The organism is Vibrio sp. 1731, assembly GCF_033339955.1.
GTDB classification, from domain to species: Bacteria; Pseudomonadota; Gammaproteobacteria; order Enterobacterales; family Vibrionaceae; genus Vibrio; species Vibrio alginolyticus.
The window spans coordinates 72,678-96,534 of sequence record NZ_JAWOVO010000014.1 but is presented as its reverse complement, the minus strand read 5'-3'; the positions used below and the strand labels follow the sequence as shown (position 1 = coordinate 96,534).

At 39.7% G+C, this 23,857-nt stretch carries 24 protein-coding genes; 2 read left to right on the top strand and 22 right to left on the bottom strand.

The window, feature by feature from the left end:
* Positions 1 to 2 precede the first annotated feature (2 nt).
* The gene (locus R7035_RS16465; RefSeq protein WP_025634161.1) at positions 3 to 779 is read left to right on the top strand and encodes a prepilin peptidase; all 777 of its coding nucleotides are present in this window, start codon (positions 3 to 5) and stop codon (positions 777 to 779) included.
* Between the two features lie 66 nt (positions 780 to 845).
* Here R7035_RS16465 and R7035_RS16460 read toward each other — a convergent pair whose 3' ends face one another.
* The 3 genes from R7035_RS16460 to R7035_RS16450 are packed head-to-tail and all read right to left on the bottom strand — an operon-like array spanning position 846 to position 3,863.
* The gene (locus R7035_RS16460; RefSeq protein ID WP_025634162.1) at positions 846 to 1,289 is read right to left on the bottom strand and encodes a hypothetical protein; all 444 of its coding nucleotides are present in this window, start codon (positions 1,287 to 1,289) and stop codon (positions 846 to 848) included.
* Positions 1,282 to 1,599: a hypothetical protein gene (locus R7035_RS16455; RefSeq protein ID WP_025634163.1), complete on the bottom strand. Its 318-nt coding sequence runs from the start codon at positions 1,597 to 1,599 to the stop codon at positions 1,282 to 1,284. Before R7035_RS16455 ends, R7035_RS16460 begins: the two co-directional genes overlap by 8 nt.
* A 20-nt stretch (positions 1,600 to 1,619) precedes the next feature.
* Entirely contained in the window at positions 1,620 to 3,863 is a 2,244-nt protein-coding gene (locus R7035_RS16450) for a hypothetical protein (RefSeq protein ID WP_025634164.1), read from the bottom strand.
* A 172-nt stretch (positions 3,864 to 4,035) separates the two neighbouring features.
* Between R7035_RS16450 and R7035_RS16445 the strand changes: the two genes are divergently transcribed.
* Positions 4,036 to 4,755 carry a hypothetical protein gene (locus tag R7035_RS16445; protein WP_025634165.1) on the top strand — a complete coding sequence of 240 codons (720 nt, stop codon included), beginning with the start codon at positions 4,036 to 4,038 and terminating at the stop codon, positions 4,753 to 4,755.
* A 70-nt stretch (positions 4,756 to 4,825) separates the two neighbouring features.
* Here the strand turns inward: R7035_RS16445 and R7035_RS16440 are convergent, their stop codons facing one another.
* The 19 genes from R7035_RS16440 to R7035_RS16350 form a co-directional block, all read right to left on the bottom strand.
* Positions 4,826 to 5,482, bottom strand: coding sequence for a hypothetical protein (locus R7035_RS16440; RefSeq protein WP_025634166.1), 657 nt, complete (start codon positions 5,480 to 5,482; stop codon positions 4,826 to 4,828).
* Positions 5,483 to 5,491: 9 nt separating this feature from the next.
* On the bottom strand, positions 5,492 to 6,577 hold the full coding sequence (locus tag R7035_RS16435) for a ParM/StbA family protein (protein WP_025634167.1): 1,086 nt from the start codon (positions 6,575 to 6,577) through the stop codon (positions 5,492 to 5,494).
* Positions 6,578 to 8,450: 1,873 nt separating this feature from the next.
* On the bottom strand, positions 8,451 to 8,876 hold the full coding sequence (locus R7035_RS16430) for a hypothetical protein (protein ID WP_025767165.1): 426 nt from the start codon (positions 8,874 to 8,876) through the stop codon (positions 8,451 to 8,453).
* Between the two features lie 523 nt (positions 8,877 to 9,399).
* Positions 9,400 to 9,645 (bottom strand): hypothetical protein, encoded by a 246-nt coding sequence (locus tag R7035_RS16425; RefSeq protein WP_025636793.1) that lies wholly within the window; start codon positions 9,643 to 9,645, stop codon positions 9,400 to 9,402.
* A 72-nt stretch (positions 9,646 to 9,717) separates the two neighbouring features.
* Positions 9,718 to 10,158 (bottom strand): hypothetical protein, encoded by a 441-nt coding sequence (locus R7035_RS16420; protein ID WP_025636794.1) that lies wholly within the window; start codon positions 10,156 to 10,158, stop codon positions 9,718 to 9,720.
* Positions 10,159 to 10,698: 540 nt separating this feature from the next.
* Complete coding sequence (locus R7035_RS16415; protein ID WP_025636800.1) at positions 10,699 to 11,073, bottom strand: hypothetical protein; 375 nt, start codon at positions 11,071 to 11,073, stop codon at positions 10,699 to 10,701.
* 10 nt (positions 11,074 to 11,083) lie between these two features.
* Positions 11,084 to 11,422: a hypothetical protein gene (locus R7035_RS16410; RefSeq protein WP_025636798.1), complete on the bottom strand. Its 339-nt coding sequence runs from the start codon at positions 11,420 to 11,422 to the stop codon at positions 11,084 to 11,086.
* A 579-nt stretch (positions 11,423 to 12,001) separates the two neighbouring features.
* Positions 12,002 to 13,183, bottom strand: a complete 1,182-nt coding sequence (locus tag R7035_RS16405) for a DGQHR domain-containing protein (RefSeq protein WP_025636717.1) — start codon at positions 13,181 to 13,183, stop codon at positions 12,002 to 12,004.
* Between the two features lie 468 nt (positions 13,184 to 13,651).
* A complete protein-coding gene (locus tag R7035_RS16400) occupies positions 13,652 to 14,182 on the bottom strand; it encodes a hypothetical protein (protein ID WP_025636817.1) in 531 nt (176 codons plus the stop codon).
* Positions 14,183 to 15,410: 1,228 nt separating this feature from the next.
* Positions 15,411 to 15,608: a hypothetical protein gene (locus R7035_RS16395; protein ID WP_025636691.1), complete on the bottom strand. Its 198-nt coding sequence runs from the start codon at positions 15,606 to 15,608 to the stop codon at positions 15,411 to 15,413.
* Entirely contained in the window at positions 15,605 to 16,195 is a 591-nt protein-coding gene (locus R7035_RS16390) for a hypothetical protein (RefSeq protein ID WP_077202324.1), read from the bottom strand. The genes R7035_RS16395 and R7035_RS16390 overlap by 4 nt, the downstream gene beginning before the upstream one ends.
* 475 nt (positions 16,196 to 16,670) lie before the next feature.
* Positions 16,671 to 16,880 carry a hypothetical protein gene (locus tag R7035_RS16385; protein WP_025636820.1) on the bottom strand — a complete coding sequence of 70 codons (210 nt, stop codon included), beginning with the start codon at positions 16,878 to 16,880 and terminating at the stop codon, positions 16,671 to 16,673.
* Between the two features lie 36 nt (positions 16,881 to 16,916).
* Positions 16,917 to 17,210 carry a hypothetical protein gene (locus tag R7035_RS16380; protein WP_025636822.1) on the bottom strand — a complete coding sequence of 98 codons (294 nt, stop codon included), beginning with the start codon at positions 17,208 to 17,210 and terminating at the stop codon, positions 16,917 to 16,919.
* 788 nt (positions 17,211 to 17,998) lie between these two features.
* Positions 17,999 to 19,519, bottom strand: a complete 1,521-nt coding sequence (locus R7035_RS16375) for an LPD25 domain-containing protein (protein ID WP_138058894.1) — start codon at positions 19,517 to 19,519, stop codon at positions 17,999 to 18,001.
* A gap of 692 nt (positions 19,520 to 20,211) precedes the next feature.
* On the bottom strand, positions 20,212 to 20,643 hold the full coding sequence (locus R7035_RS16370; protein WP_025636572.1) for a hypothetical protein: 432 nt from the start codon (positions 20,641 to 20,643) through the stop codon (positions 20,212 to 20,214).
* A gap of 184 nt (positions 20,644 to 20,827) precedes the next feature.
* Positions 20,828 to 20,959 (bottom strand): hypothetical protein, encoded by a 132-nt coding sequence (locus tag R7035_RS16365; protein ID WP_254919935.1) that lies wholly within the window; start codon positions 20,957 to 20,959, stop codon positions 20,828 to 20,830.
* Between the two features lie 88 nt (positions 20,960 to 21,047).
* Positions 21,048 to 22,238: a class I SAM-dependent methyltransferase gene (locus R7035_RS16360; RefSeq protein ID WP_025636575.1), complete on the bottom strand. Its 1,191-nt coding sequence runs from the start codon at positions 22,236 to 22,238 to the stop codon at positions 21,048 to 21,050.
* Between the two features lie 501 nt (positions 22,239 to 22,739).
* On the bottom strand, positions 22,740 to 23,174 hold the full coding sequence (locus R7035_RS16355) for a hypothetical protein (RefSeq protein WP_025636763.1): 435 nt from the start codon (positions 23,172 to 23,174) through the stop codon (positions 22,740 to 22,742).
* A 26-nt stretch (positions 23,175 to 23,200) separates the two neighbouring features.
* A complete protein-coding gene (locus tag R7035_RS16350; RefSeq protein WP_025636765.1) occupies positions 23,201 to 23,593 on the bottom strand; it encodes a hypothetical protein in 393 nt (130 codons plus the stop codon).
* Positions 23,594 to 23,857 lie beyond the last annotated feature (264 nt).

Below are 23,857 nucleotides of genomic sequence, written 5' to 3'. Positions count from 1 at the left end.
CAATGATTTCTTATCTGTTCCTGGTAATTACTGGTAGTCTCATTGCAAAGATCACTTATGTCATAGCTGGATTACTGCCACAAATTGAAGAAGATGAGATCAGAAATGATCTCATCACCTATTATCCTGAATACTCTTTAGAACCAAGTAACCGTGAAGGACGGTTTGACTTCACTAGCTTATGCAAAAGTGTTGGATACTGGGTACCTTTCTCCTGCATTGCTGGTGGCCTGAAGGGAAACAACCAAACTTATAAAGAGGTATTTGTATTAGAAATTACCGTAGCCGCTTCAACGGTGACTCTATACCAAATAGCAACTTCATTTGAGCAGTTTCTTTTAATGCTCATTTTCTTTTGCCTAACAGCAATGGCGTTTTTGGTTGACCTAGCGAGTCAATTTCTACCAGAAAAACTAACAAATTTCATTTTATGGTCTGGTTTGGTTCTGGCTTGTACAGAGTATGGCTATCTATCTTCCGAAGAATCGCTTAGCGGTGCTTTATTAGGGTATGGGCTTCTTTACCTTTTCAATACTATGCATAAAGTGCTTTACAAAAATATTGGAATGGCAAATGGTGATTTAAGGCTGGGGGCTGGTATAGGGGCTTGGGCTGGCGTAGAGATAACAATGCTCACAATACTCTTTATGTTTGTGTTCATCGTCATAACATACATAAGAGGAACGAGAGGGCAGTATCCACTGGGGCCATATATAGTGATAAGCTCTTACATAGCATTCATAGTCAACAATCCCAGTTTTTTAACTATTAATTTTTAAATTAAAGCAGCTATCGTAGCTGCTTTATTTTCTAATATGAATAGTAATATGGGCCCTACCAAACCACTACCTCATGTTACTTTCATCCAACCCATATTCTGTCTCCGCTAAATCGAGTAGCAGATTTAAAAACTCATCATTCGTTGAAGACTTAGCTACTCTCTTACATAAGGAATCAAACCTTTTTTTGGTAAGCTTAGACAGTGCCATTGTGGTTGTTGAAGTTTTATCACGAGATTTCGCAGCATGAAACAAACCGACGAACTTATCTACTCTAGACTCTGGAAAGAAAACCAATAATTGCATGAAAGTAGACCGAATCTTCTGTACATCCGTTTCATCAATTTTATTAAGCTGAGATTGAATTGCTTTAGATGTTGTACGAAAACCATCCGGGTCATTGCAGTGGTTAAGTGCCAAAAAATTATCGTTAGCATCCAGAATCCACTTTAAAAACTGGTAGTTATTTGGCCCACGTATGTTAACTTTTTTGCTTAATGAATTAGACATGAGTATCGGCCTTTTTATACAGCGTGAAAAACACGGTCGTCCATAACCAAGCTAAAACGTAAAATCCCTCGCCGGGAGGAGCTGTAAGCAAACATCCAATAGATACAATTACCACTGCAACCTCAACGGCCTTTAAGAGGGTAGGAGATAGTACTCCACCTTTGAACTTATGAATGATGCATAGCAAACCAAGTACAAATGCCGACGTCATAAAGACTAAGACTGCATTTCCTTCAACAACTGATGACACCAAACTTACGGTAGCAAATAGGGCAAGTAACATCATAAATTTGTTAAAAATCTTTAGCATTTGTACTCCTGATCTCTTAGTTATATATACTCAAAGTCAGCATGCTTAGAAGCTTCAGTACCTACGTACGAGTATTCCGCTTTTCTCACACGAACAAAGAGGGGGCTATAGCTATTATGTTGGTTGAAGTGGCCAACAGCATGGTTTCTTTCGTCAGCGATAGCTCTTTCGATTAAAGCTGATTTAAACTCGCTATACGTAGTGCTCCTATTACCATCGGAATCCTCAGGTAACTCCAAAATCAAATTCAATATCAAATCTGAAAATTTATCATTTGGTTCTGGTAGCTCAGAGTCGAGTCTATCGAGTAAGGAAATCGAATCTGATATCACACGGTAGATTAGAATATCAGTAAATTTAAGCTTCTCGAGATCATTAGAAAACTCAGAATCGATGCCTTCAACTCTGTTTAGAATTGAGCCGAGAACATCGTTAATAGCAACGTCTGACTTGGATTTGAGTATTTCTTCATCAACCTCACTACTTTTGAGTGACATCAGAGTAGAACAAAGCTCATCGACAACGATTTGAATTGATTTTTCATAAATTGAGTCTCTTGTAGTTAGCAATCGCTCGCAGAATGACATGTGTCTTTCAGCAATATGAATCCTTTCAAGTTCTGAGTTCAACAAAGATCTCCTAGATTCACCTGCCTTTTCATACTGAGAAACTTTTCTGTTTAATCGTTGCAGTTCCTCTTGTAACTTATCAACTCTTAACGAGAAATCAGAGCACTCTGCTTTTAACAAACGTAAGTCAGAAGAGGTTGATTCAAGAGATTCGATTTTCTCAAGCTTCACCTTCTTATCTGCCTTAGCTTTTCTCAACTGTGTACGATTAGATGCAATTGAAGCGTTAGCTTTCTTGGCTCGTTCAATATATAAACTGGCAAGTTCAATTAGTCTTAGATAAAGAGGTTGTCGAGCGCCTTTATAAATGCTTCTTTGAGATTCAATAGCGCTTCTAGTGCATCTCTTTAAAGAGTCAACGCTATCCCTATTAAAAAGCACGAGCTGGTCTTTCTTAAGAATAATGTCCTTAGCAATAAAATCTTCAAAACGTTCGTCATACAGCTTTGCTGTCCTCTCAGATATCTCTTTTATGCTTTTCTCGCGGAATTCAGAGTTACTTAACGTTTGGTTTGGTGCATTCTTTAGTACGTCCATCATTATTTCTTCTGAACGACGAAGAGAAACATCAACGTTATCCAGTAACAGCTCAGTAGGACGAAGAGTATTGCTCTCATCAATCGTGCATAATCCCGCTCTAACGAAATACATTAAAGCGTCTTGCACTTTGAAAGGTATGTCAGAACCATAAGAGACATTATTCAATAAATTTGAGCGCTCTTGTAGAAACTCTAAATCTGAGTCACTTCTTAATGCGCGAGCTTGGGCCCGTACTGCTCTTGATATTTGGCATGAAAATAGGGCAATTGAAATCTCATCAACAACTTTAAAAATCTTAGCTGCAAATCTTGTAATCCTATTATCTAAAGAGTTAGTTAGGGTCAAGTAGCCTAATCGCTCATCTAGCCACATGAAATCCTTATGACAGATAAGCAAAGAGTGAGCTAATTCCTCTCTTTTATGTACAGGCAGCTTTTTAGGCATGAGAGGTAGTAAGATTTGCTCTTGTATCATCCCATTGAACTTTACAGCTCGTTCTGCGTGGTTAAGAAGGTTTTCTAACTTAACGTTAAAGTTGTTTGGAATAAGGAAAAGCGTAGACTCTTTAGTATTTCTCTCACGACCCTTTATACGTGTGTCATTGAACTCAAAATAGAGCCTCTTAATTTTGAGTTGTCTCGTGTCGACTTTTGGTCTGAACTCTAGGATTTTCATCAGCCCCAAAACATTAAATGGTTTTTCACTAAATGCTTCTTGATGTCCAAGCTTGGGGTTAAAACTCTGATATTTGGGATCGGCTAAACGTTGGGCAAGTAGCCCAATTTCAATTGGGACCTGAGAGTACAGGTAATCAAACAGATTTTCGAAAAACTCATCCCACGATTTAACTAGTTCCTTGCCAAACGAATCTACAAGTACACTCTTGATGACACGGATTCTTTCGGTACTAACAGTTGCTTCTGGGTACTCCACGTCAAGAAATTCTTTAATCTGAGCTTGAGTATGTGGACCCTCACCATTTAGCCCTAGTGCCAACTCTAAAATTCGGGCGTTGCGTTTGGGATTCTCTAGTAGTTCAATCTTTTGAACAATGTCTGCCAGCCTAGAGATAAGTAACTTTTTGGTTTTTGGCATTCTTATCACCTTAAATCAAAGGTTTACTACTTTTGTATTTATTATATTGCGGTAATAACCATATTGCTAAGAATTCTATTATATATTATAGCAAATGTTAAGTCAGCTTTGTGTTAATAAAATTAGATATATGCTATAAATGGACTATAAACAATAGAAAGTGGAGTTCACAATGACTGTAGAGCTAGAAGAGTTAAAAAGCCCTTGGGTGGAACTGTATGAACAATGTTTAGAATCAGCATACGATTACCCTTACAGTGACTTAGAAGGTTTCCCTGGCTTATACGCCAGAAGACTTAAAACAGCAATTTTGCTAAAACAAAATAGGAACAAAAAAATCAGTATAACTGAAGCAAGTACGATTGCAGATAGAGCAGCAAAACACACCCTAGTCGAACTTAGGGCTAAGTTCACAGAGCGTTGTAGTTTTTCACACATCAAAAACGAGCTCAGAAAGGGTAGTGCTAGCCAGATTCCAGGAAGAAAAATAATAGACAATGGTATGGCTGCAAAATTCATGAACATTGTCGTTGGTTTCCCTACCTATAAACTAAGTTCTAACGAGATTAAATTTCTCCTTTCGAAATTCGATAGTGACTTAGTACACTACGATAGTGAGAAGTGGTACATAACGATCAAGGTTTTTGAATTGCATTTAGAAGAGGCGGAACCGACACCACAAGAGATGGCTGTTCTGGATAGCGTTGCACGATCTTCAATTCCTAGCATTATTGCATACACATTGGACTCAGATTACAAGATCGACTGGAAGGACTTTTTTAACGCTGTTAAAGCAAGAGTTAAAGAAACAGTTAAACAAGGTTTTAATAGGTTCAAAAGTCGGAAAGGGGACTTAGACAATGAACAAATTGAGGCTCTCTTTGACGAATAAAATCGCTACCAACTCCTTTCAAAAGTGGGGCTTAACTAAACAGTGCTAAGCCCCATTAGCCCCATTTTTCTTAAGCTATCAGCAATGACTCCATGTTGAAATTATCAATAGCTAAGCTATCAGAGACACCATCTTTACTTTCAAGATAATCATCTTTCGTAGAAAAAGCATCTGGCTGTTCAGTTTGCCCCTCAACAGCTCTAAAGCCAATAGGGTGGTTTGAAAGCTTTTCAATACTTGAAGCTATTTTAGCCAAATGTTGCTCAACATTTTCGAGTGTCTTGTACTCATTACACTTAAACCTTTCTTTATTACTTTGGTTTTGAAGGAAATGAATAGCAGAATTCATCATATTGATAGCATGTTGGTTGACATCATTAAGAGCTTGCTTGGGATCGTTTTCGGAATGTGCAGACAAATAAGTATGAACGAGACCTTGGTGATACACAGAAGAATCCGTTATGTGTATGCTAGCTCTTCTCTTTACTTTATCAATGTGTAACCCTAAGTTGCGGCACCAATCCCAGTCTCTGATCTCATGAGGGAGGATGTTATCAAAATAATACATAAGCTTATCGAACTCACCCTCTTCGATGAAATACCCAATTCTAATTAACTCTTCGACTAACGATTTGAGAGTTATTGATTTTGAATTCGCTAACTCTCGGCATTCTGTTGAGTAATCATTTGGTATCCTTATTTCCACTTTTAATGAAAAGCGCCCCATGACCTTTGCCTACTTATTCTTTTTGTTGTTTTGGTACCAAAGCTCTGCAAACAACTCAAGGCCCCAAGCGTTTAGCTTGTCTGCTTCATCTGGTATGAGGAATGAGTTGTTATCTTTACCGTAATACTCTTCAATTAAAGGTGTAATTTCTTCACGCAATGCGGCAATAGTACCTCCAATGAATATGATTAAATCAATATCTACAGCTTTAGATAAGGTATCAGTGATTGCGCCAAAAATCTTACTAGCTAGCTCCTTCCGTGCATTCTCTGCCCATTCTGAATGATCTTTTTCAACCCCCCGAACTGTAACAATACCTTCATCAATTAACTTACGGCACTGCTGATGTGTGGGTGTGGTGAAACCTAAATCGTAAAGGTAGTTGGATGCTTTTTTGACAATCTGATTGAACCCGATGTCCTGGGTGACAGAACGATCCATATCAATAGTTCCATCGTCAAACACAGCTATATCAGTTGTTTTACCACCAGGATCAGCGATTGCGATCGTTTTTCCTATGTATTCAGGGTTATGTACCAACATCCCTGAATCATCTCTCTTAAATAGGAATACACGAAGGGCTGCTAGTGCTTCGGGCTGAACAAGTAGAGCTTCAATATTTGACTTCCGCAGCTTCGATTCCGGGTCAGTACCTAAGTGATCAAAAGATCTCTGCATAGAGAGCATCTTTTGCTTAACATTGTTTTCGTTGACGGACCCATCTGTTTTAAAGAACTGTCTTAATGGCATTCCAGTACAAAGAACGTACTTTTTATTGAGTAACTCATCTCCAAATTGATTTAAGCCATGCTGCAGTAAAACCTGAGCTGCTTCACTATTGGAGAAGTCATCGTTCCTGGGAATAGGTTGTTTTACCTCACCAATGGTGTAAGCGTTACCTGTAACAGCAGAAGTAAATTTCGTTTGAACAGGAGCATTACTTGATACTGAAAAGGTTTCATCTAGTACCGCAAAACGTTCAGTCGAACGTTGGATGTGTGTAGGAAAGGAGGTTTTAACAGATTCAGCTGAGATCTTATGTTGGGCATTACCGTCATCATACCCAATAAATAGTGTTGAACAGTCGTTAAACATAGTAAAATATCTCTATTGTTTTTTAGTGATAAATGCAATATATAGCATGTCTGTGACAACCTCAAATATTTTCACTTTAGGAGGCAGGTGTTGATTGAAGACTGGCGAGAGAAGTTAAAGGAGAACTTGGAGAGAAATTACCAAATAGAAGTATCATCTCTCTATATATCGAAAAAGAATCGAATGGTATATGTACAATTTTCTGACAGTTCAAATGTACAAAAATACTTAGGTTTAAATTTAGACCTAGTCGATGTAGTGATTAGACAAAATACATGGGAATATTGCCAGAATAGCAAGGTATCAACGTTAATTGAAAAACGACATAGAGTAAAACTACCAAAGAATAAAATGAGTAAATATTGCTTCGAATCTTAGTAAGAGTAATCGAAAACTAAGTTATTTTTTATCAGAAGATCTATTTAACTTTAGTTAAATAGATCTTCTGATAACCTATTTTATGGTAAATGGCCATTATGTTTAATACTCACAAATTTCAAATTCACAGGGGAAAGAGATTTCACATAGTCAACTTTCAAAAGGAGGTATCTAACTTATTGATATTTGGTAGGTGGTAACAACTACGTGTACAAAATTCCAATCGTCGCGAATTTAACATAACATAGATAATATACACTAAGAGTGTAAGAGCAATTTTAATATGTCCTCTTATACTTAATGAACATGCAGAGCTTTGAGTACCTCAACCGATGCTAAATCCCATGATTGACCGAGACTTTAATCGTATTACAGTGATGCAAAATGTTCGCGAACACCGCCTTCGTCAAATCGACGATTTAGGCTGCAAATATATATAATTTAAGCCCTCGACAATTGGAAGCTTATGTAGTCAGTTAAGCCAGTTTGGTGCTTCTACGTTAGCACATACGTCAAGAGCCGAATCAAGCAACCGACGTTTTCTTTGCCTAATCATCTGAACATCATGGGAGCTCAATACTTTGATTTGTAGCTAACATTCGCTTGTGAGGTTCTAACGGAACAACACAACTTGGCTCTGACTGTCTATACACTAAGTCAGTTGATGACAGTCGATGGCCCCACGTGCCACACTAGCCATTTGCTTGCCAACCTCGTTATTCACATAGGTCAAATAATAAATAGTATTTTCAATTTCTGAATACAAAGGTGGAAGGTTATCATTAAGGTTCCAACCTCATTTTAAAGTAAATTGTTCTGAGCTCCTTGCTCTAAGTAGACCTCAGTTGCTCTCCCCAACATCCCCCTGGCCTTCACTCAAAATATTCACATTATTTCAAAAGATACGTCTCTTAACATCTTAAAAATGGACGCACCTATCGCTTTGGCAACATCACACATTGAGCTGTCTAAAGCTAAAACATGCTCTTAAGTTGATAACTTAAGATAAATCCACCACAGCACTTAATTACTCACAGTTGTAGATATGCCCTGGCAAAGGGTCTTTTTTGTCCTGACCGATTAGTGGCTATTTGGTGGGACTGTAATGGCAATTGGATGGCATTAATCAAGCTAATATACCCGATGGACATTTAATAAGTGAGTAAAGCATTACGTCACAGTGAGAGTAATCGGACACTTAAAGGTCATAGAAAGGAGCCCAAAAGGACAGTGTAATTTTTGATATTTACAAATATGGGAGAAAAACAAGTCTGTTAAACAAAACGCAGACCCTTCTTTAGAATTAAAATATTTTAATACTTTTAAATTTAAAATAATTAAAAGGGCTTCGCCAAAATATAGATCGAAATAATCAATGTCAAGTTCTTTGATATTGCATTGTGATCGGGGGATGACGGGTTGGCTGGGGCCGAGCTGTCGGGGGTGACCCCCAAGAAGCGGGAAATTAAGCATTTAGGGCTTTAGCCCTAAGTGCTTAAATGGATAATTCGCTATATCCAGAGTGATCAATTGACTCTGTCATGGTGATCTTGCGACCAAAGAATGACCACTCTAATTTACGTACTAAACGTGTTTTGTACTGGACTTCTGAAATTACAGAAGGCGTAGTTTCCACACCAAACGTTTCTCTCAGTAACTCTTGTGCCTTAGCAACTATTGACCCCTGCGTAATCTCGAATTGAAGATCGAACAACTTTTCTTTCACAAGGTCTCCGATAGGTGTTTCTGAGGCTTTGCCGAATTCATATTTTATTCCCAGTTCACAGTAGACAGCGTTTGGAGTTTTTTTCTGAAATTCCGCGCTAAAGAATCTCCCCTGAGTTAAACCCATATCGTTATCACCAACTTGACCAATAATCTTGCCGTTAGTGATGTAGAAGTTATGAACTGTTACTTTCATTTTTTGTCCCGCCAGTAGTATTCCCAACTGTTTCCATTATACCAAAACCAGATTAAAATACCACATTAAAACACAAACAAAAGTAAAATATACTTAACTATTATTATTGACTTTTATCCAGACAAAGACGACACAATAGGGCTCGATAGAGGGTTAGCTTTTTAGGCGAAGCCGTTAAGAAAAGCGTTGAAATTTCTTTTAGCTGCCGAAGGCAGATCATTTAGGCCACCAGCCCCCTGCCATAGCAATGACAACGGGGTTTATGTTGGCATTGCTATGGCGCTGGAGGTCTAGCAGCCTTGAGCGATACATTGAAATGCATCAAACCTTATTACTGCACTAAGGATGACAACGTCTTTTTGTTGGCGTCCATAGTGAATTAGGTTTGATTGAAATTTCAATGACAACACTTAGCGAGGAACGAGCTTTAGTGATGTAGGGGTAAGTCCGGCGGGTGGGCCTCGGTGGCGACTAGGGGGAACCCCTATTAGTGGAGAGCGTCCAATTGAAACAAATTTACTTGTTACAATTGGATAGTTATTAGTATTAAAATTAAAAGTATCGCCAATTTTACTCTTTGCTTTGTACTCGTTTTCGTTTTGATAGTTTCTACAATTTTATCTATTAGACCGAAAGCCTCTGCAAACCCAACAATTAGTACAAATACTGTAAAAGCATCAGCCACATTTGAGAAACCCAAACGCTCAAAAATAAATGTTAGAGCGTCAGCTACTGCGTAAATGCGTAATAACAATGCTGCTAAATTCAATATGTTCCCCCTACCCTTAATATATTCCTTTTCAATTAGCTAGTATGTTCAATTGATATATGTCAGATATCACTAGATAAGTTTGAAACTAGATAATAATGAATCTGGCTCATTGGTCTGTTCGATTATTAAGGGTTGTCCTGACACATCCCATTCATAAGTAGAAACCGTCTTTCCCCTAAACTGTTTCATCACTTTTAACCTAGGTTCATTAAACTTCTTCCCTAGAAGAAACTTACCTATTGAAATTACTTTTGATAAAGAAGAACCACGATGCCCTTCCTCTGATAAGCAACTTAGGATTTCTACGATATTATGTCTTGTGTCGATATCCGAGTTAGTACCTAAGATAAAAGCTATGTCTGAGTCCATGTATATTGAATCATTGATCACCTTTTCATAGGTAATCGAAATAAACTTACCCTCTACTAAACCGACATTGTTTTTCCCAACATAACCGAATAAACGACTGCAAATAATGGTGTAATTATTGATGATAACTTCTAATTTCATACTGCCCCCAAGCCTATGATATTTATTTGTTCAGAGTATGTATTATAAATAAACGCAACTATAAATACCATATTAGAACACACAATAAAGTAAAATATACTTAACTATTCTAGTTGACTTTAGACCGGACAAAGACGACACAATAGGGCTCGACAGAGGGTCAGCTTTTTAGGCGAAGCCGTTAAGAAAAGCGATACAAAAGCTTCTAGCTCGCCGAAGGCGATTCATTTAGACCACCAGCACCCTGCCATAGCAATGACAACGGGGTTTATGTTGGCATTGCTATGGCGCTGGAGGTCTAACAGCCTTGAGCGATACATTGAAATTCATCAAACCTTACCACTGCACTATGGATGACAACGGATTTTTGTTGGCGTCCATAGTGATTTAGGTTTGAATGAAATTTCAATGACAGCACTTAGCGAGGCACGAGCTTTAGTGATGTAGGGGTAAGTCCGGCGGGTGGGCCTCGGTGGCGACTAGGGGGAACCCCTGTTAGTGGAGAGCAAATATTGCCCAGTAAATCTGAGCAATATTTATCTATTGATGGTCGAATGACAACGCTGCTCTTTCAAGCTCCTTCTCTAGCTCCACAAGGCGTGTCGGAAGTAACGCAAAAGAAAACAAGGTCAATAATGATTCGATTGAATCCCGCCATTGAGCCGTTGACTGAAGTATTTCTAGAACCCCGAAATCTGCACAAATCTGTTTTAGCTTAACTTCATTGTTAGCTTTTTCTTCACGCTTAAGGGCAACCTTCAAGAATTCATCGAATTTATTCTGAGACATTTCTTTGACTGAAACAAAGCCAGTTCCTTTTTCTGTCCATACCATTAGATGCGGTTCTCCGCTGAATACACTGATCTGGTCTTTATAGTGCTTACTAATTAGCTCAATCTGTTTCTCAGTTCTCATAGTGGTGCCCCTACTTCAATAAACTAATGTGATTTGGTTTGTTACTCAATAGCTCTGCGATCTCAAACTGCTCCGCTACATACTCGACATTAGGGATTAAGGTAGGCTCCCATGTACTAAGCGCGACCTTTCTGCCTTGTTGAACATCATCAACAATGTTGTCTAGACTTTTGACGCTACATACCTCATACAAGCTTGTACCAAATTCATCATTCTCTACTACACATGTAGCGAACGTGCCAACGTCCTTAGATTCAATGATTAATAGACGTACTTCTGACTCCTGTTTAACCCCGCCTACTATATGACCAATAGTCACTTTTTCAATGTTTTGAATAACTGTCTTCATAATGCCCCCAAGCAATTTAACAATATAAACAGTAACTTACTTGTATTTATTATATCAAACCACCCAGTTAAATACCACATAATAACACGATGTATTGAAAAATAAGTATTGTCCTTTCGATTGACATTAGCCCCGACAAAGGCGACACAATAGGGCTCGATAGAGGGTCAGCTTTTTAGGCGAAGCCGTTAAGAAAAGCGATACAAATGCTTTTAGCTCGCCGAAGGCGATTCATTTAGACCACCAGCACCCTGCCATAGCAATGACAACGGGGTTTATGTTGGCATTTCTATGGCGCTGGAGGTCTAGCAGCCTTGAGCGAGATAAACTTTTGCACCCTAGGGTAGCAATCTGAATGACAAATTCTTTTCTTTGGCAATCAGATTGCTCTAGGGTTTCATTAAATGAAGCACTTGAAGAGGAACGATTCTTAGTGCTTAGGGGTAAGTCCGGCGGGTGGGCCTCGGTGGCGACTAGGGGAAACCCCTGTTAGTGGAGAGAAAATTGTGAATGCGTTATATTGTTTACTCGCAACAAAAAGCCCTGAACTTAGTCAGGGCTTCTCTAATTAAAGCTTGGTTAAGCGGCTTGTTCTGTTGCTCCATTAATGTCACCACTATCATCGCTCATACTTTGAGAACCAAAGTACTGATCCTCTAACTTTTGCCGTGCTTCAGAAAGTGGTACACCCAGGGTTGTAAGGAGTTTATTTGCAGCCAAGTCAATGCTAGTTTTATTCACTGACATATTGCCACTCTTGTCATCTATGATGCGGCCAGTAAAGTCAGACGTACCTAGATCGCGTGAGTAGTTAAGTTCTTCAAGCTTATCCCACTGAACTGCTTCGAGAGAGCCATAGTGATTCATTGCGATATTTCCAGCTACTGCAACAGCCTTTAGTGTAGCTACATGAGTTAGAATACAGGTATTACGGAATTCTTCTGCTGACGTATCGCTGAATGCTAAGCCTCCCCAACCCATGGCTCTAGAAACAGTAGTCCAAAACTCGTTTGCTAGCTGGTACTTTGAATCAGAGATTTCTTTTACTTCCTTACTCAACCCCAGCAGGATTTGGTTGATATCTTTGATAGCTTTCAAAGGAAAGTACTTTTCAGACTTCTTGGTGATCGTATTGTGCTCCATATCAACCAGGTCTTTAAACGCAACGCAGTTCTCAGTTATGTAACGAGCTAAACATGGAAGAGGGTCACGTGTATTAAAGGCATCTGAAATACTTTGTTGAGGTTTGGCCAAGTTTTGGTTGATGTCACAAAAGCCCAACTGCCTCTCTTTAAGTGTCAAGTTCGTATATAGCATAATAGGAACATCTACGTTCTCTAGATCAAAACCTAACTCGGCGAGTTCATCACACAACATTTCTAGAGCGAAGTCGATTCCAACAGAACGATGTTGGCCATCGAATAGCTTAATGGAACTATCCATAGATATATGAAGTAGACCAACTCGCGCTCCTTCCATAACCTCTTCAAATTCAGGCTTTTTATCTTTCTTCGACACAACCACACCAATGATAGTTGGGATGATGTAAAAACGCTTATAGTTGTTCACAAGGTATTTCGCGAAATCTTTCGCTCGCTTCATATTTACCTCTCGCTGGCTACGTTTAAGTACACTACCCTTGTTATCGATGTTTAGTAGTGAGACCAATACTGAAGCTGGAACATTCACTAGATGAAATGGTTTGAATTGCTTACCTACAGTACAAGGAAGTGAGTATGCGAAGTTTTTATCAATTGACATATTTTAGCCCCCAAGCTATTTAAAAATCAGTTAACATGAAAACTATGCCTTTGTTTTCATGTATTTATTATACACCCTCACCCCAAAAAATACCACATTGTAACACCAAATATTTAATAATTATTGTTGCCTTTTTTGATTGACATTAGCCCCGACAAAGGCGACACAATAGGGCTCGATAGAGGGTCAGCTTTTTAGGCGAAGCCGTTAAGAAAAGCGATACAAATGCTTTTAGCTCGCCGTAGGCGAATCTTATGACCACCAGCATTCTGCTAGGTCGGTGACAACGGGGGTTTGTTGGCAACGACCTAGCGCTGGAGGTCAACAGCCTTGAGCGGCAGCACTTAGTGAGGAACGAACCTTAGCGCTGCAGGGGTAAGTCCGGCGGGTGGGCCTCGGTGGCGACTAGGGGAACCCTGTTAGTGGAGAGCAAATCAACAACCTGCCGCTTTGGGCAGGTTGTTGATATCAAGCACAACAAGAGTCTACTGATACACCTTCTAGGTATTGATGAGCCTTACCAATGTCTGACCAGTAAGTCAGCTTTTTGAGCCTCATTGATGGGAACTGCGTTAATGACCAGATTTTATCAAAAGCGCTATTTGCCTTTTCTTCGTCATCATACGCTGAATGAATACTCCCAGTTATTGAGTTGTATAAGACGATAGCGTTATATTGTTTTGTGTTTGTTGACTTACTAACAGTACCAAATTCTGTTGCTGTGCCTGGTTCACATGAGCCTAGCTTGATTGTTTTTTTAGTGTCCTCTTTCTGTCCTACTTCATAAGCCGATGCTAGTTGAAGAGTACCAGCAACGCCTCCATTGCAAGCTGCTTCAGTGTCAGCTGGTAGGAATAAACCCCCATTGATACAAACAACCGCCTTTAACTCTTCGCAGTACATCACTGATAAGCGCTGGTTCGTGTTAGGGATGAATACCATAGCAGGTATAAAAGTTTCCTCTCCAGTAACCATATGTGTAAAAGTATTTAATTCCATACATGCCCCCAAGCATTTAAATAATTGATTAAACTGGCGTTATTATATACTAACCCTTACAAATATACCATATGATAACACAATATTTTATAAATTATTGTTCCCATATTTTATTGACTTTGGGAAGGACAAAGGCAACACAATAGGGCTCGATAGAGGGTCAGCTTTTTAGGCGAAGCCGTTAAGAAAAGCGATACAAATTCTTTTTGCTCGCCGAAGGCGATTCATATGGCCACCAGCATTCTGCTAGGACGGTGACAACGGGGGTTTGTTGGCATCGTCCTAGCGCTGGTGGACAACAGCCTTGAGCGGCAGAACTTGGTGAGGGACGAGCCTTAGGGATGCAGGGGTAAGTCCGGCGGGTGGGCCTCGGTGGCGACTAGGGGGGACCCCTCTTAGTGGAGAGCTAAAATCTCACAAACCCACCTAATAAAAAGAGGCTCCCTTGGGAGCCTCTTTTTAGCGTATGATAAAAATCATCGATATAGTCATGTTTGAGTAATCAAGCACTCTTTATGACCAAATAGTGTAAAACACCCTGAATATGTCAAATGTTCATTCCCGGTAAATCTATTCAGATACACTCTCATTTGAACTAGGTAGTAACCGGTATCAAAATGCTCGTTGCAAACTTCACAGTCGCCAAACTTACATGTACCACTGCCAAGCTGTGTTAGCCTATACACATGTCGTAGATCACTTGTATCAGTCATCACTCAATTACCTTGTAGTTTAATCTATCCTAGAACTGTAAAGCCTTTAAGTTTTGCAAACTTGTTTGACACACTAAATCCTTTGACGACATCTAAAGGTAATCTCTGTCTTTTTATTATCCACCATGCTTTTCTTATGTGTAGCAATGCGAGTCTACGTTTTTTATTTATCGTCTCTTCTTGCTTTGTTGGTCCGCAATTTCGTAGGTAACTAAGAAGCAAACAATACAGACCATCTAAGCATTCGACCTGAAACCAGATGTCACTGCCAAAACTTGGAATGTCCTCCAGTTCGAAACAAACCTGTTGCTTTCCATCAATTTCTCTAAATTTCATATTGCCCCCAAGCAATTGCTAACAACTATTATATATTATAGCAAGTGGCCGAGTTAAATACCACATTTATACACATGTAATTTTGGTAGTCTATTGAGAGCTTTGATATTGAAAGAGACTGATATTATGTTTTCTTCTGGCTTAAGGCTCGATAGCGGACCTGAGCCGCTATCATAAGGTTATTTTATTCTTAGATGCTCACCACGCTCATCCGGCTTTAGAGTGAAGAGTATGTAATCAACCTGCTCTATACAGATCTCATAATCATCGTTGATTAGTAGCACCTCCCTATCATCAGTACTGGATGTGTATTGCTGGGTAACCTTCCCTTTTAATACTTTATCTTTATTGAATACCTTTAATCCTACTAATCTCATACATTCTCCTTACTAGCAGTGATTGAATGATGAACGGCCTCCTTATGGAGTTCTAATATCTCCTTGCTTGTAAGGTAGCTATGAATCTCATTTATTTTCTTAATTACTTCAGAATGATCGTTGAAAAGTTGTTTGCGCTTATCCCATACGACTTCGTGGTGTGCTAGCTGTCCTGGTAGTGTCTTGTCATGAATGCCATAGACATATGTCCCTTCTCTGATTTTCTTTTTGACCAGCATCTTAGACATTAAAAAAATGATGAGTAGGTCCGTTTCTATGATCTGAGTAGTGAGGATAATACCGAAGAATAGACAGTCCTCCCGGTCTACGTCATCGATGTGAATCCCATTGTAACCATTCGAAAAGTAATACACTGGACTGCCTGGTTCCAGATTGTATGAAAAATAGAGATATGCATTTTCATTCTTCTGGAACAGCTCTTTCCTTCTCGCAATCTGAGTACCATATTGATCCATGTAATTATAGTTACAGATGTGCATTTCAGGGCACAACGATATGGTCTTTCCGCAGGTAGTTATGTACTTCTTTCTCTTGCTTATAGATAAGCTGCTTATTGTTTTGGTCATATTGCCCCCAAGCAATTGTTTTTCAAATGTATTGTTACATTAGCAATTAAAGAAATTATACTAAAACATGCCATAAGATACCACATTCACACACCTAATATGGTTAAATATACTTAACTATATTGATTGACTTTACCTCGGACAAAGGCGACACAATGGGGCTCGACAGAGGGTCAGCTTTTTAGGCGAAGCCGTTAAGAAAAGCGATACAAATGCTTTTAGCTCGCCGAAGGCGATTCTAATGGCCACCAGCATTCTGCTAGGACGGTGACAACGGGGGTTTGTTGGCAATGTCCTGGCGCTGGTGGACAACAGCCTTGAGCGGCAATACTTGGCGAGGCACGAGACCTAGCATTGCAAGGGTAAGTCCGGCGGGTGGGCCTCGGTGGCGACTAGGGGGAACCCCTGTTAGTGGAGAGCAGGTAAGCCGCAATGTTTACTCATTGCGGCTTACCTGGGGTCAAGTACCCATTAATTAGTAAACACTTAGGTTTATTACTTCCGTACCGCTTTCAGCCAATGTGGCAATTTCTGGCTCAATATCTACCAGTTGGTCATATACTGAAAGCTCCTTGGCAGCGGCTATGTCTAGATAATATTCAGTTTTATCGGGGGTAGTAGCAATTGCATTCGTCTCTGGCAACGATTCAGCTTGAAAAGCTGCTATTGGTAAGTACTTAAACATGTCTTTCCTCCTAACATTTACAAATGATCTTGCTTGTCAGATGACACTCATTGCTCTTTCGTAGAACAGACAGAAGTTCGCTCTGTCTGTTTGAATTCTCTCTTTAACCTTATCTTGCGTTGATTCTCTTAGCGCATCTAACACCTTTACTAATATGGAAGCAGTGAATGCGTCTATCAGTAGTGGTTGAAGACCTAGTTCTTTAGATTCATCAGTAAAAGAAATTGTTGTGAGTGATTTATTGATTAATTCATTTGGCCAAACAAAGAGCATTGCTTGGCCTTGAGCGACTTTTTTAAGATTATCGTAATTGCAGAACTCTGTTTTCATATTGCCCCCAAGCAATTGTTTTCAAATAGATAGTTACATAAGCAACTAAGGAAATTATACTAAAACACGCCCTAAAATACCACATTTACACATTTTACATAGTAAAATATACTGAACTATATTGATTGACTTTGGACCGGACAAAGGCAACACAATAGGGCTCGATAGAGGGTCAGCTTTTTAGGCGAAGCCGTTAAGAAAAGCGATACAAATGCTTCTAGCTCGCCGAAGGCGAATCATATGGCCACCAGCATTCTGCTAGGACGGTGACAACGGGGGTTTGTTGGCAACGACCTAGCGCTGGAGGTCAACAGCCTTGAGCGGCAGCACTTAGTGAGGAACGAACCTTAGCGCTGCAGGGGTAAGTCCGGCGGGTGGGCCTCGGTGGCGACTAGGGGTATCCCCTATTAGTGGAGAGAAATTTTTATGTTTCGATTGTAGTTGATTGGTTTTATGTACACCAGAGAAAAAAAAGCCCCGACAATATTGCCGGGGCTGGTCGCTTGGGGAGCGGTTATTCTGGTGCTGGTTCTCTATATACCAGCAATCTTCCACTAATTGACTTTTGATTGCTCTTTCCCTTATGGGGGACACAGATAGAGTACAAGGAAAAATGTTTAGCCTTCACCACTTCTGTTAGGCATTGGCTTTTAAACCTACGCTCGAGAATGTTCAGGCTGTCTTCTAAAGTATGCGAAAGAGGTTCAGGCTTTCTCTCTACTGCTGACCCACCTAAATTGTAATAATATAATTTCCACATAAAAAACAACCCAAAACCAATACCAAGTCTAATGTACATTCAAGCTAATGTTTGCTTCAAGTTCGAGTGTGAAAATCGTATCTTCATAGCTATAAACCACAGTGTTATTACTAACGATTGGTTCTGACATTAAGAACAACTCTGACATATCGAGAAATGACTGCTTATCTATCTGTTCCTGTGGAAAGCTACCCACCTGTACTGTGATAACCTTAGTAAATCCAATCCATTTCTTTACATCTTCATGTTGCTTTTTCTTATTGGCAATCATAGATTTGATGTAGCTACTTCCTTGCCCTTCCTTCTCTTTTCCACTTTCGACGCTGACGACTTCGGAATGATTAAGCTTGATAGGCTCCTTGTTAGAGTTGTCTTGCTGACCATTACTAGATGGCTCGTTAAGGCATGAGTAATCAGCCAACATACCAATGCATTTGAAGAAGCCATTTACATCCGAACGGTCAGTAAAATGAAAACCTGGGATAGCGCCATCAGATTTAAACTTTGAGTAATACCCATTGTTCTCCTTAGCCACTGAAAGCAACGACTTAAAAACATCAGGGCTTTGTTTTTCTTCGAAGTTCACCACGAAAACTAAATGGCCTTTTTTTGTGTGATGCATCACCTCAATTGGCTTGGCCTTCCCAACAATAGAGTTCTTAAGGTCTACTTCGGATTGATTACTACTGTTTTCTGTTTTCTTGCCAGTAACCTTCTTTTCTGGAATAGCTATTTCTCCATAAGGAACACTTGATTTTTTATCGTTCGTGTTGAGCACTATCTTTCTAATTTCTATACCGCAACGAATGTAATCTTTATTTGTCAGATAAAAGCCTCGTCCCATAGAATACTTTTCTCTGTGCTCTGTACTAAGCTCTTTGTCGGATAGGGCTGCGGTGTCTTGGTGGTTTAGCGCTGCTTTACGCATCTCAGAAAATAGATCTCGGGTGTGCTTTGACCATGCCAGGATGATGGTTCTATTAGTTTGTGTTTCATAATAATCAGTATAAGGGTCTGATCTATCACTCATAGAGGTAAATTTGGCAACGATAACCGCCTGGGCATCTTCAGGGATAGATAAGTTGTCCTGGAAAGCCTCTACCGCTTTCCGATGTTCCATTATGCGCTTTTGCCTTTCTTCGTATGCTTTCTTTTCTTCCTCTTCCTTGCGCTTAGCTTCTTCGGCAATAATAGAGGAATAAAGTGCCTTGTTCTTGCTGTTGTCGATATCTTCTAAATCGACCTTAGTTAGAAAACCAAACTCAAGCAGCTCTTCTCGTGTCAATCGCTCCTTGAATTCTTCTACATACGATTTCAACTTCCCTAGGCGCTCTTTTATACTTTTGTCGCAACCACGACCCAGGCTTAGGTCAATATTGAAAATCGTGCCAGAATCGAAAGTTACCTTAACATCTGTCTTTTCATACCCTAGTTCGCATTTTGCAGCTACTTCATGAGCAAGTTGTTCAAAATCTTCGATAGAGTAATCTTTCTCTTCAAGCATTTTTGATTCAGAAAATAATACAGTAACTGAAATTGGTTTAATCATCGTTGCCCCCAAGCATCGGAAAAATAGATTAAGAATAAGTTGTTCTCTTAACTTAAAAACATTATAACTCACACCCCCAATAAATACCATATTAACACACTATAAATAGTAAAATATACTTAACTTTATTTATTGACTTTGGCCCGAACAAGGGCGTCACAATAGGGCTCGATAGAGGGTCAGCTTTTTAGGCGAAGCCGTTAAGAAAAGCGATACAAATGCTTTTTGCTCGCCGAAGGCGATTCATATGGCCACCAGCATTCTGCTAGGACGGTGACAACGGGGGTTTGTTGGCATCGTACTAGCGCTGGTGGACAACAGCCTTGAGCGGCAGCACTTGGTGAGGAACGAGCCTTAGGGATGCAGGGGTAAGTCCGGCGGGTGGGCCTCGGTGGCGACTAGGGGGAACCCCTATTAGTGGAGAGAAAATTCATCTCAATATCTTGTTCACAGGACAAAAAAAAACTCAGTGCTTAACACTGAGTTTTTTTGAGGGGTTTTGAAGTATCTCTACTACTTTTGGTTCAGATGATGAACCGTTGGTATTGAGGTATATTTCACGTTCTCATCGATTTGACCCACCGCGCTGACCGAGGGAGAAAGTGCTGCTATTAATAAGAAAGCGATAATATTGTTACTCATAAGATTAGCTCCTAGTTGCCGAACGAAATAAAACTTTATACTGGTAATCCTCAAGAAACTTTAGCTCGAGGTCGAAGGCTTAAAATTCTCGTGTAAATAGCATATTTCTGTTTTGCCAAATCTTTAGTAGTAACATGTGAGCTCTTACCTAACTTAGGTTCTGTTTGACTGTCAGTGCCTAGCATTTCTTTTAACACTTCAAGCTCAGCCTCGAGGGTGTCATTTGATGAAATGTATCCAATATAGTTGAATACATCCTGGGAAGAGAAACTTAAGCCATCAGCTTTCTGGTGCTCATGCCGGGAGATATAGCAGCGCTTACCGTTAATGATATCGATATGATAAGCCTCTACAATGCGGTCACCGTATCCATCATCCCAGCCATTATCTTTGTTACGGCCATATAGCCGTGAATGTCTGTAATGAAACTTGAGAAATTGCTTCATTTCTTCAAAAGAAATGAGAATATTATTGTGTCTCATATTGCCCCCAAGCAATTGAATTTATTAACAAGCCATGTAAAGAGTATAACAAAACACGAATTAAAATACCACATTATAACATCTATGTTGTGGTATTTTTTCTATTACTCTGTTCGTCTTTAGTGAATTCCTGGGGTGACATGGCCCTTAAAAAATCTAAGGCCATGGCATTCTCAATTAACCACTAAATTTCTGTGCTGCCTATCCATTGCTCGCCTAGATAGACATCTGCATAATCGTATTCAAACTTAGAGCAGCACTCCTCTAAATCTTCGTAGGTCCAACCATCAGCTGGAGCTGGTACCAACTCCTTCAAGATAAAATTTTCCCCATAGCAATATAGATTAGATGCCTCTAGTCCAGTAATTAAACAGCTCTCGCCTTCTTTAGGTCTTGCTATACATTTAACACTCATTAGATTTACCTTTTGAAATCACTATTTTTACAGTCTTCACTTGTGTACCAGATTCGGAGAAAGTCCCTTCTTTACAACTAGTGACCGATGCGCCCAGCTCCTTCAGCCATTCTTGGAATTCTCTTTGAATTCTACGGGTCCCGTTAACCGCTCCATCACTTGCTATGGTAACTAAGCGGCCACCGATGTCTAAGTGATTGAACATCTTTCTTATATGCTTAATGTCCTGGTGCTTATTGAATGGGGGGTTAGCCAAAATACGGTCGAACTTATTACCCTCAGGGTACTCCATAAAGTCCATACAGTGAGTTGCGTATCTATGATGCTTAAGCATGTCGAAGTTCTGAGGGTTCAGCTCGATAGCAACACCATTATCACTAATTCGAGCCATACGATTTGCACACCTACCATCGCCGCAACTAGGTTCCATCCATCTATGTTCAGGCCTGAGATCTAAGTCAATCATCATTTCATCTGCTAGAGTGTCCGGAGAGAAAAACATTTGGTATTTTTTCTTATCATTGAGCTCTTCTCCTTCGATAAGTTTCTTTTGTATATCAACTACGTTTCTATACTCGAAATGAAATGCACCTTTTTTGTATTTGCCTCCAGCCTTAAGTAATAAGTTCTTTATCGCTTTGTAGTGCTTCAGCTGCTTTTGAGGTAATACTAGTGTGTTGTCTATTGGTAGAAGCAATGACAGTTCATGTTCAATGGAGTGATCATCAGATTGCTCTTTCTCATTAAGTTTGTTGAAAAAGAAATGGTCATGTGCATGCTTGATTACAGTCAAAGTATCCTCACTGATGAAGTGAATGTCTGGGTGGAAACCAAGAGCGTTCAAAAAATTGGCTTTATCAATGATCTTATTGCCTGTTACCTGGCGAGTATCGCACTCATTTCTCTCCAGCCATTGGTAATAGAAAGTGTCTTCTAAGGGTGCCGACATTTTCATATTGTTGATAATGAACAGACTCTTTAAGCAATTGGGCTTTGTATCGCTGTGAACAACTATTGCTCTTGAGGGACGACTAGCACCAAATTTTTTTTTGTATTCCGCTTTACTAGGGGTGTCTAGAAGTACGGAAGAGCCGCAGTCATAAAGCACCTCAACATTTCCTAATGATTGTGAAAGAATGAATGACAGACCATCTTCGTCTATAAATGTTGTAATTTCCATAATGCCCCCAAGCAATATATCTAATTGATTAACTGGTAATAATTATATCTAACCCCATAGACAAATACCATATTTAAACACTAAATAAAGTAAAATATAATTAACTAATCACATTGACTTTGCCCCGGACAAAGGCGTCACAATAGGGCTCGATAGAGGGTCAGCTTTTTAGGCGAAGCCGTTAAGAAAAGCGATACAAATGCTTTTTGCTTGCCGAAGGCGATTCATATGGCCACCAGCATTCTGCTAGGACGGTGACAACGGGGGTTGGTTGGAATCGTACTAGCGCTGGTGGACAACAGCCTTGAGCGGCAGAACTTGGTGAGGGACGAGCCCTAGTGATGCTGGGGTAAGTCCGGCGGGTGGGCCTCGGTGGCGACTAGGGGAACCCCCTATTAGTGGAGAGCAATTTTAAGTTTCTATTTTAGTTCTATGATTTCATTAACACGAGAGACAAAAAAAACCCCGACAATATTGCCGGGGCTGGTCGCTTGGGGAGCGTTAATCCCTGGTAGGTTCTGAGTCTAATGCTTTAACATAAACAGCATCAGCAACACCGTTTTCACACATTGAAGTAGCTGAAAAATTGTCTTTTGTGGTTTGACTGTAAAGTTCACTGTATTGCGAGTTACTGAGCCAGATCAGGCTGTTATCATCGTCCAAACCTAAAAATCCTTTGGTTGGTGAGTAGATACGATAAAAAGAGCTCAGCTCATAGGTTTTAAATACCCTGCTATCTGGTAATGAGAACCAATAGCAGTCCCAATCTAAGTGAATATAGGCTTGCCTCTCTTGACACGGTTGTGAGAAACCTATCACTTTGAAGCCTTGCAGAACTAAGCCATAACCATTAACGACAATGACCTCCTCTCCAGAAGTAAACCTTGATTCGCACAATGGTATTGAAGTTAAGCTATTTTCAATATATTTCAGCATGGATATTCCTCTCTTACTCCTTGAGATTAAGCTATTAAGCCAGTAAACAAATCTTGCTCTAGCTCTTTGGATGAGAACTGAAATCCTTGACTGATATTGAATTCCCGGTCAGCTACCAAATCGACAAAAAAGTCATGAACATTTTCATTTTTACAACACTCTTTAATGTTCTGGGCTGCAATATAGGCTGCATGCTTAGGATTGATAGCACTGACAACGAAAGCTTTGCTCTCTGAAGAGCCAAATCGAACTGAAGTTAAAAACTCCGTATATTGGTCAAACTCATTGCCCCGCAAAACAACTTTAATTTCACTACCCTTTGAAGTCTCAAGTTTTACATAAGAGAATCCATCTTCCAGCACTTCAAGTAGTGCTCCCTTGCAACCTTTAAATGCACCTTCAGTTACGATAATTTTCATAAAGCCCCCAAGCCCTGAATATCAATCAACGATTAAAGCATTTCTGCCCCAATCCATAATAGCCATTATACCAAATAGACTATTAAATACCACATAACAACACTAAATTTAGTTAAATATATTTAACTTTATTTATTGACTTTTGGCCGGACAAAGGCGACACAATAGGGCTCGATAGAGGGTCAGCTTTTTAGGCGAAGCCGTTAGGAAAAGCGATACAAATGCTTTTTGCTCGCCGAAGGCGATTCATATGGCCACCAGCAT

Excerpts from the sequence above, each read along its gene's own strand:
- R7035_RS16465 (WP_025634161.1), top strand. The coding sequence starts at position 3 with ATGATTTCTTATCTGTTCCTGGTAATTACTGGTAGTCTCATTGCAAAG.
- R7035_RS16460 (WP_025634162.1), bottom strand. The coding sequence starts at position 1,289 with ATGTCTAATTCATTAAGCAAAAAAGTTAACATACGTGGGCCAAATAAC.
- R7035_RS16455 (WP_025634163.1), bottom strand. The coding sequence starts at position 1,599 with ATGCTAAAGATTTTTAACAAATTTATGATGTTACTTGCCCTATTTGCT.
- R7035_RS16450 (WP_025634164.1), bottom strand. The coding sequence starts at position 3,863 with ATGCCAAAAACCAAAAAGTTACTTATCTCTAGGCTGGCAGACATTGTT.
- R7035_RS16445 (WP_025634165.1), top strand. The coding sequence starts at position 4,036 with ATGACTGTAGAGCTAGAAGAGTTAAAAAGCCCTTGGGTGGAACTGTAT.
- R7035_RS16440 (WP_025634166.1), bottom strand. The coding sequence starts at position 5,482 with ATGGGGCGCTTTTCATTAAAAGTGGAAATAAGGATACCAAATGATTAC.
- R7035_RS16435 (WP_025634167.1), bottom strand. The coding sequence starts at position 6,577 with ATGTTTAACGACTGTTCAACACTATTTATTGGGTATGATGACGGTAAT.
- R7035_RS16430 (WP_025767165.1), bottom strand. The coding sequence starts at position 8,876 with ATGAAAGTAACAGTTCATAACTTCTACATCACTAACGGCAAGATTATT.
- R7035_RS16420 (WP_025636794.1), bottom strand. The coding sequence starts at position 10,158 with ATGAAATTAGAAGTTATCATCAATAATTACACCATTATTTGCAGTCGT.
- R7035_RS16415 (WP_025636800.1), bottom strand. The coding sequence starts at position 11,073 with ATGAGAACTGAGAAACAGATTGAGCTAATTAGTAAGCACTATAAAGAC.
- R7035_RS16410 (WP_025636798.1), bottom strand. The coding sequence starts at position 11,422 with ATGAAGACAGTTATTCAAAACATTGAAAAAGTGACTATTGGTCATATA.
- R7035_RS16405 (WP_025636717.1), bottom strand. The coding sequence starts at position 13,183 with ATGTCAATTGATAAAAACTTCGCATACTCACTTCCTTGTACTGTAGGT.
- R7035_RS16400 (WP_025636817.1), bottom strand. The coding sequence starts at position 14,182 with ATGGAATTAAATACTTTTACACATATGGTTACTGGAGAGGAAACTTTT.
- R7035_RS16395 (WP_025636691.1), bottom strand. The coding sequence starts at position 15,608 with ATGAGATTAGTAGGATTAAAGGTATTCAATAAAGATAAAGTATTAAAA.
- R7035_RS16390 (WP_077202324.1), bottom strand. The coding sequence starts at position 16,195 with ATGACCAAAACAATAAGCAGCTTATCTATAAGCAAGAGAAAGAAGTAC.
- R7035_RS16385 (WP_025636820.1), bottom strand. The coding sequence starts at position 16,880 with ATGTTTAAGTACTTACCAATAGCAGCTTTTCAAGCTGAATCGTTGCCA.
- R7035_RS16380 (WP_025636822.1), bottom strand. The coding sequence starts at position 17,210 with ATGAAAACAGAGTTCTGCAATTACGATAATCTTAAAAAAGTCGCTCAA.
- R7035_RS16375 (WP_138058894.1), bottom strand. The coding sequence starts at position 19,519 with ATGATTAAACCAATTTCAGTTACTGTATTATTTTCTGAATCAAAAATG.
- R7035_RS16370 (WP_025636572.1), bottom strand. The coding sequence starts at position 20,643 with ATGAGACACAATAATATTCTCATTTCTTTTGAAGAAATGAAGCAATTT.
- R7035_RS16360 (WP_025636575.1), bottom strand. The coding sequence starts at position 22,238 with ATGGAAATTACAACATTTATAGACGAAGATGGTCTGTCATTCATTCTT.
- R7035_RS16355 (WP_025636763.1), bottom strand. The coding sequence starts at position 23,174 with ATGCTGAAATATATTGAAAATAGCTTAACTTCAATACCATTGTGCGAA.
- R7035_RS16350 (WP_025636765.1), bottom strand. The coding sequence starts at position 23,593 with ATGAAAATTATCGTAACTGAAGGTGCATTTAAAGGTTGCAAGGGAGCA.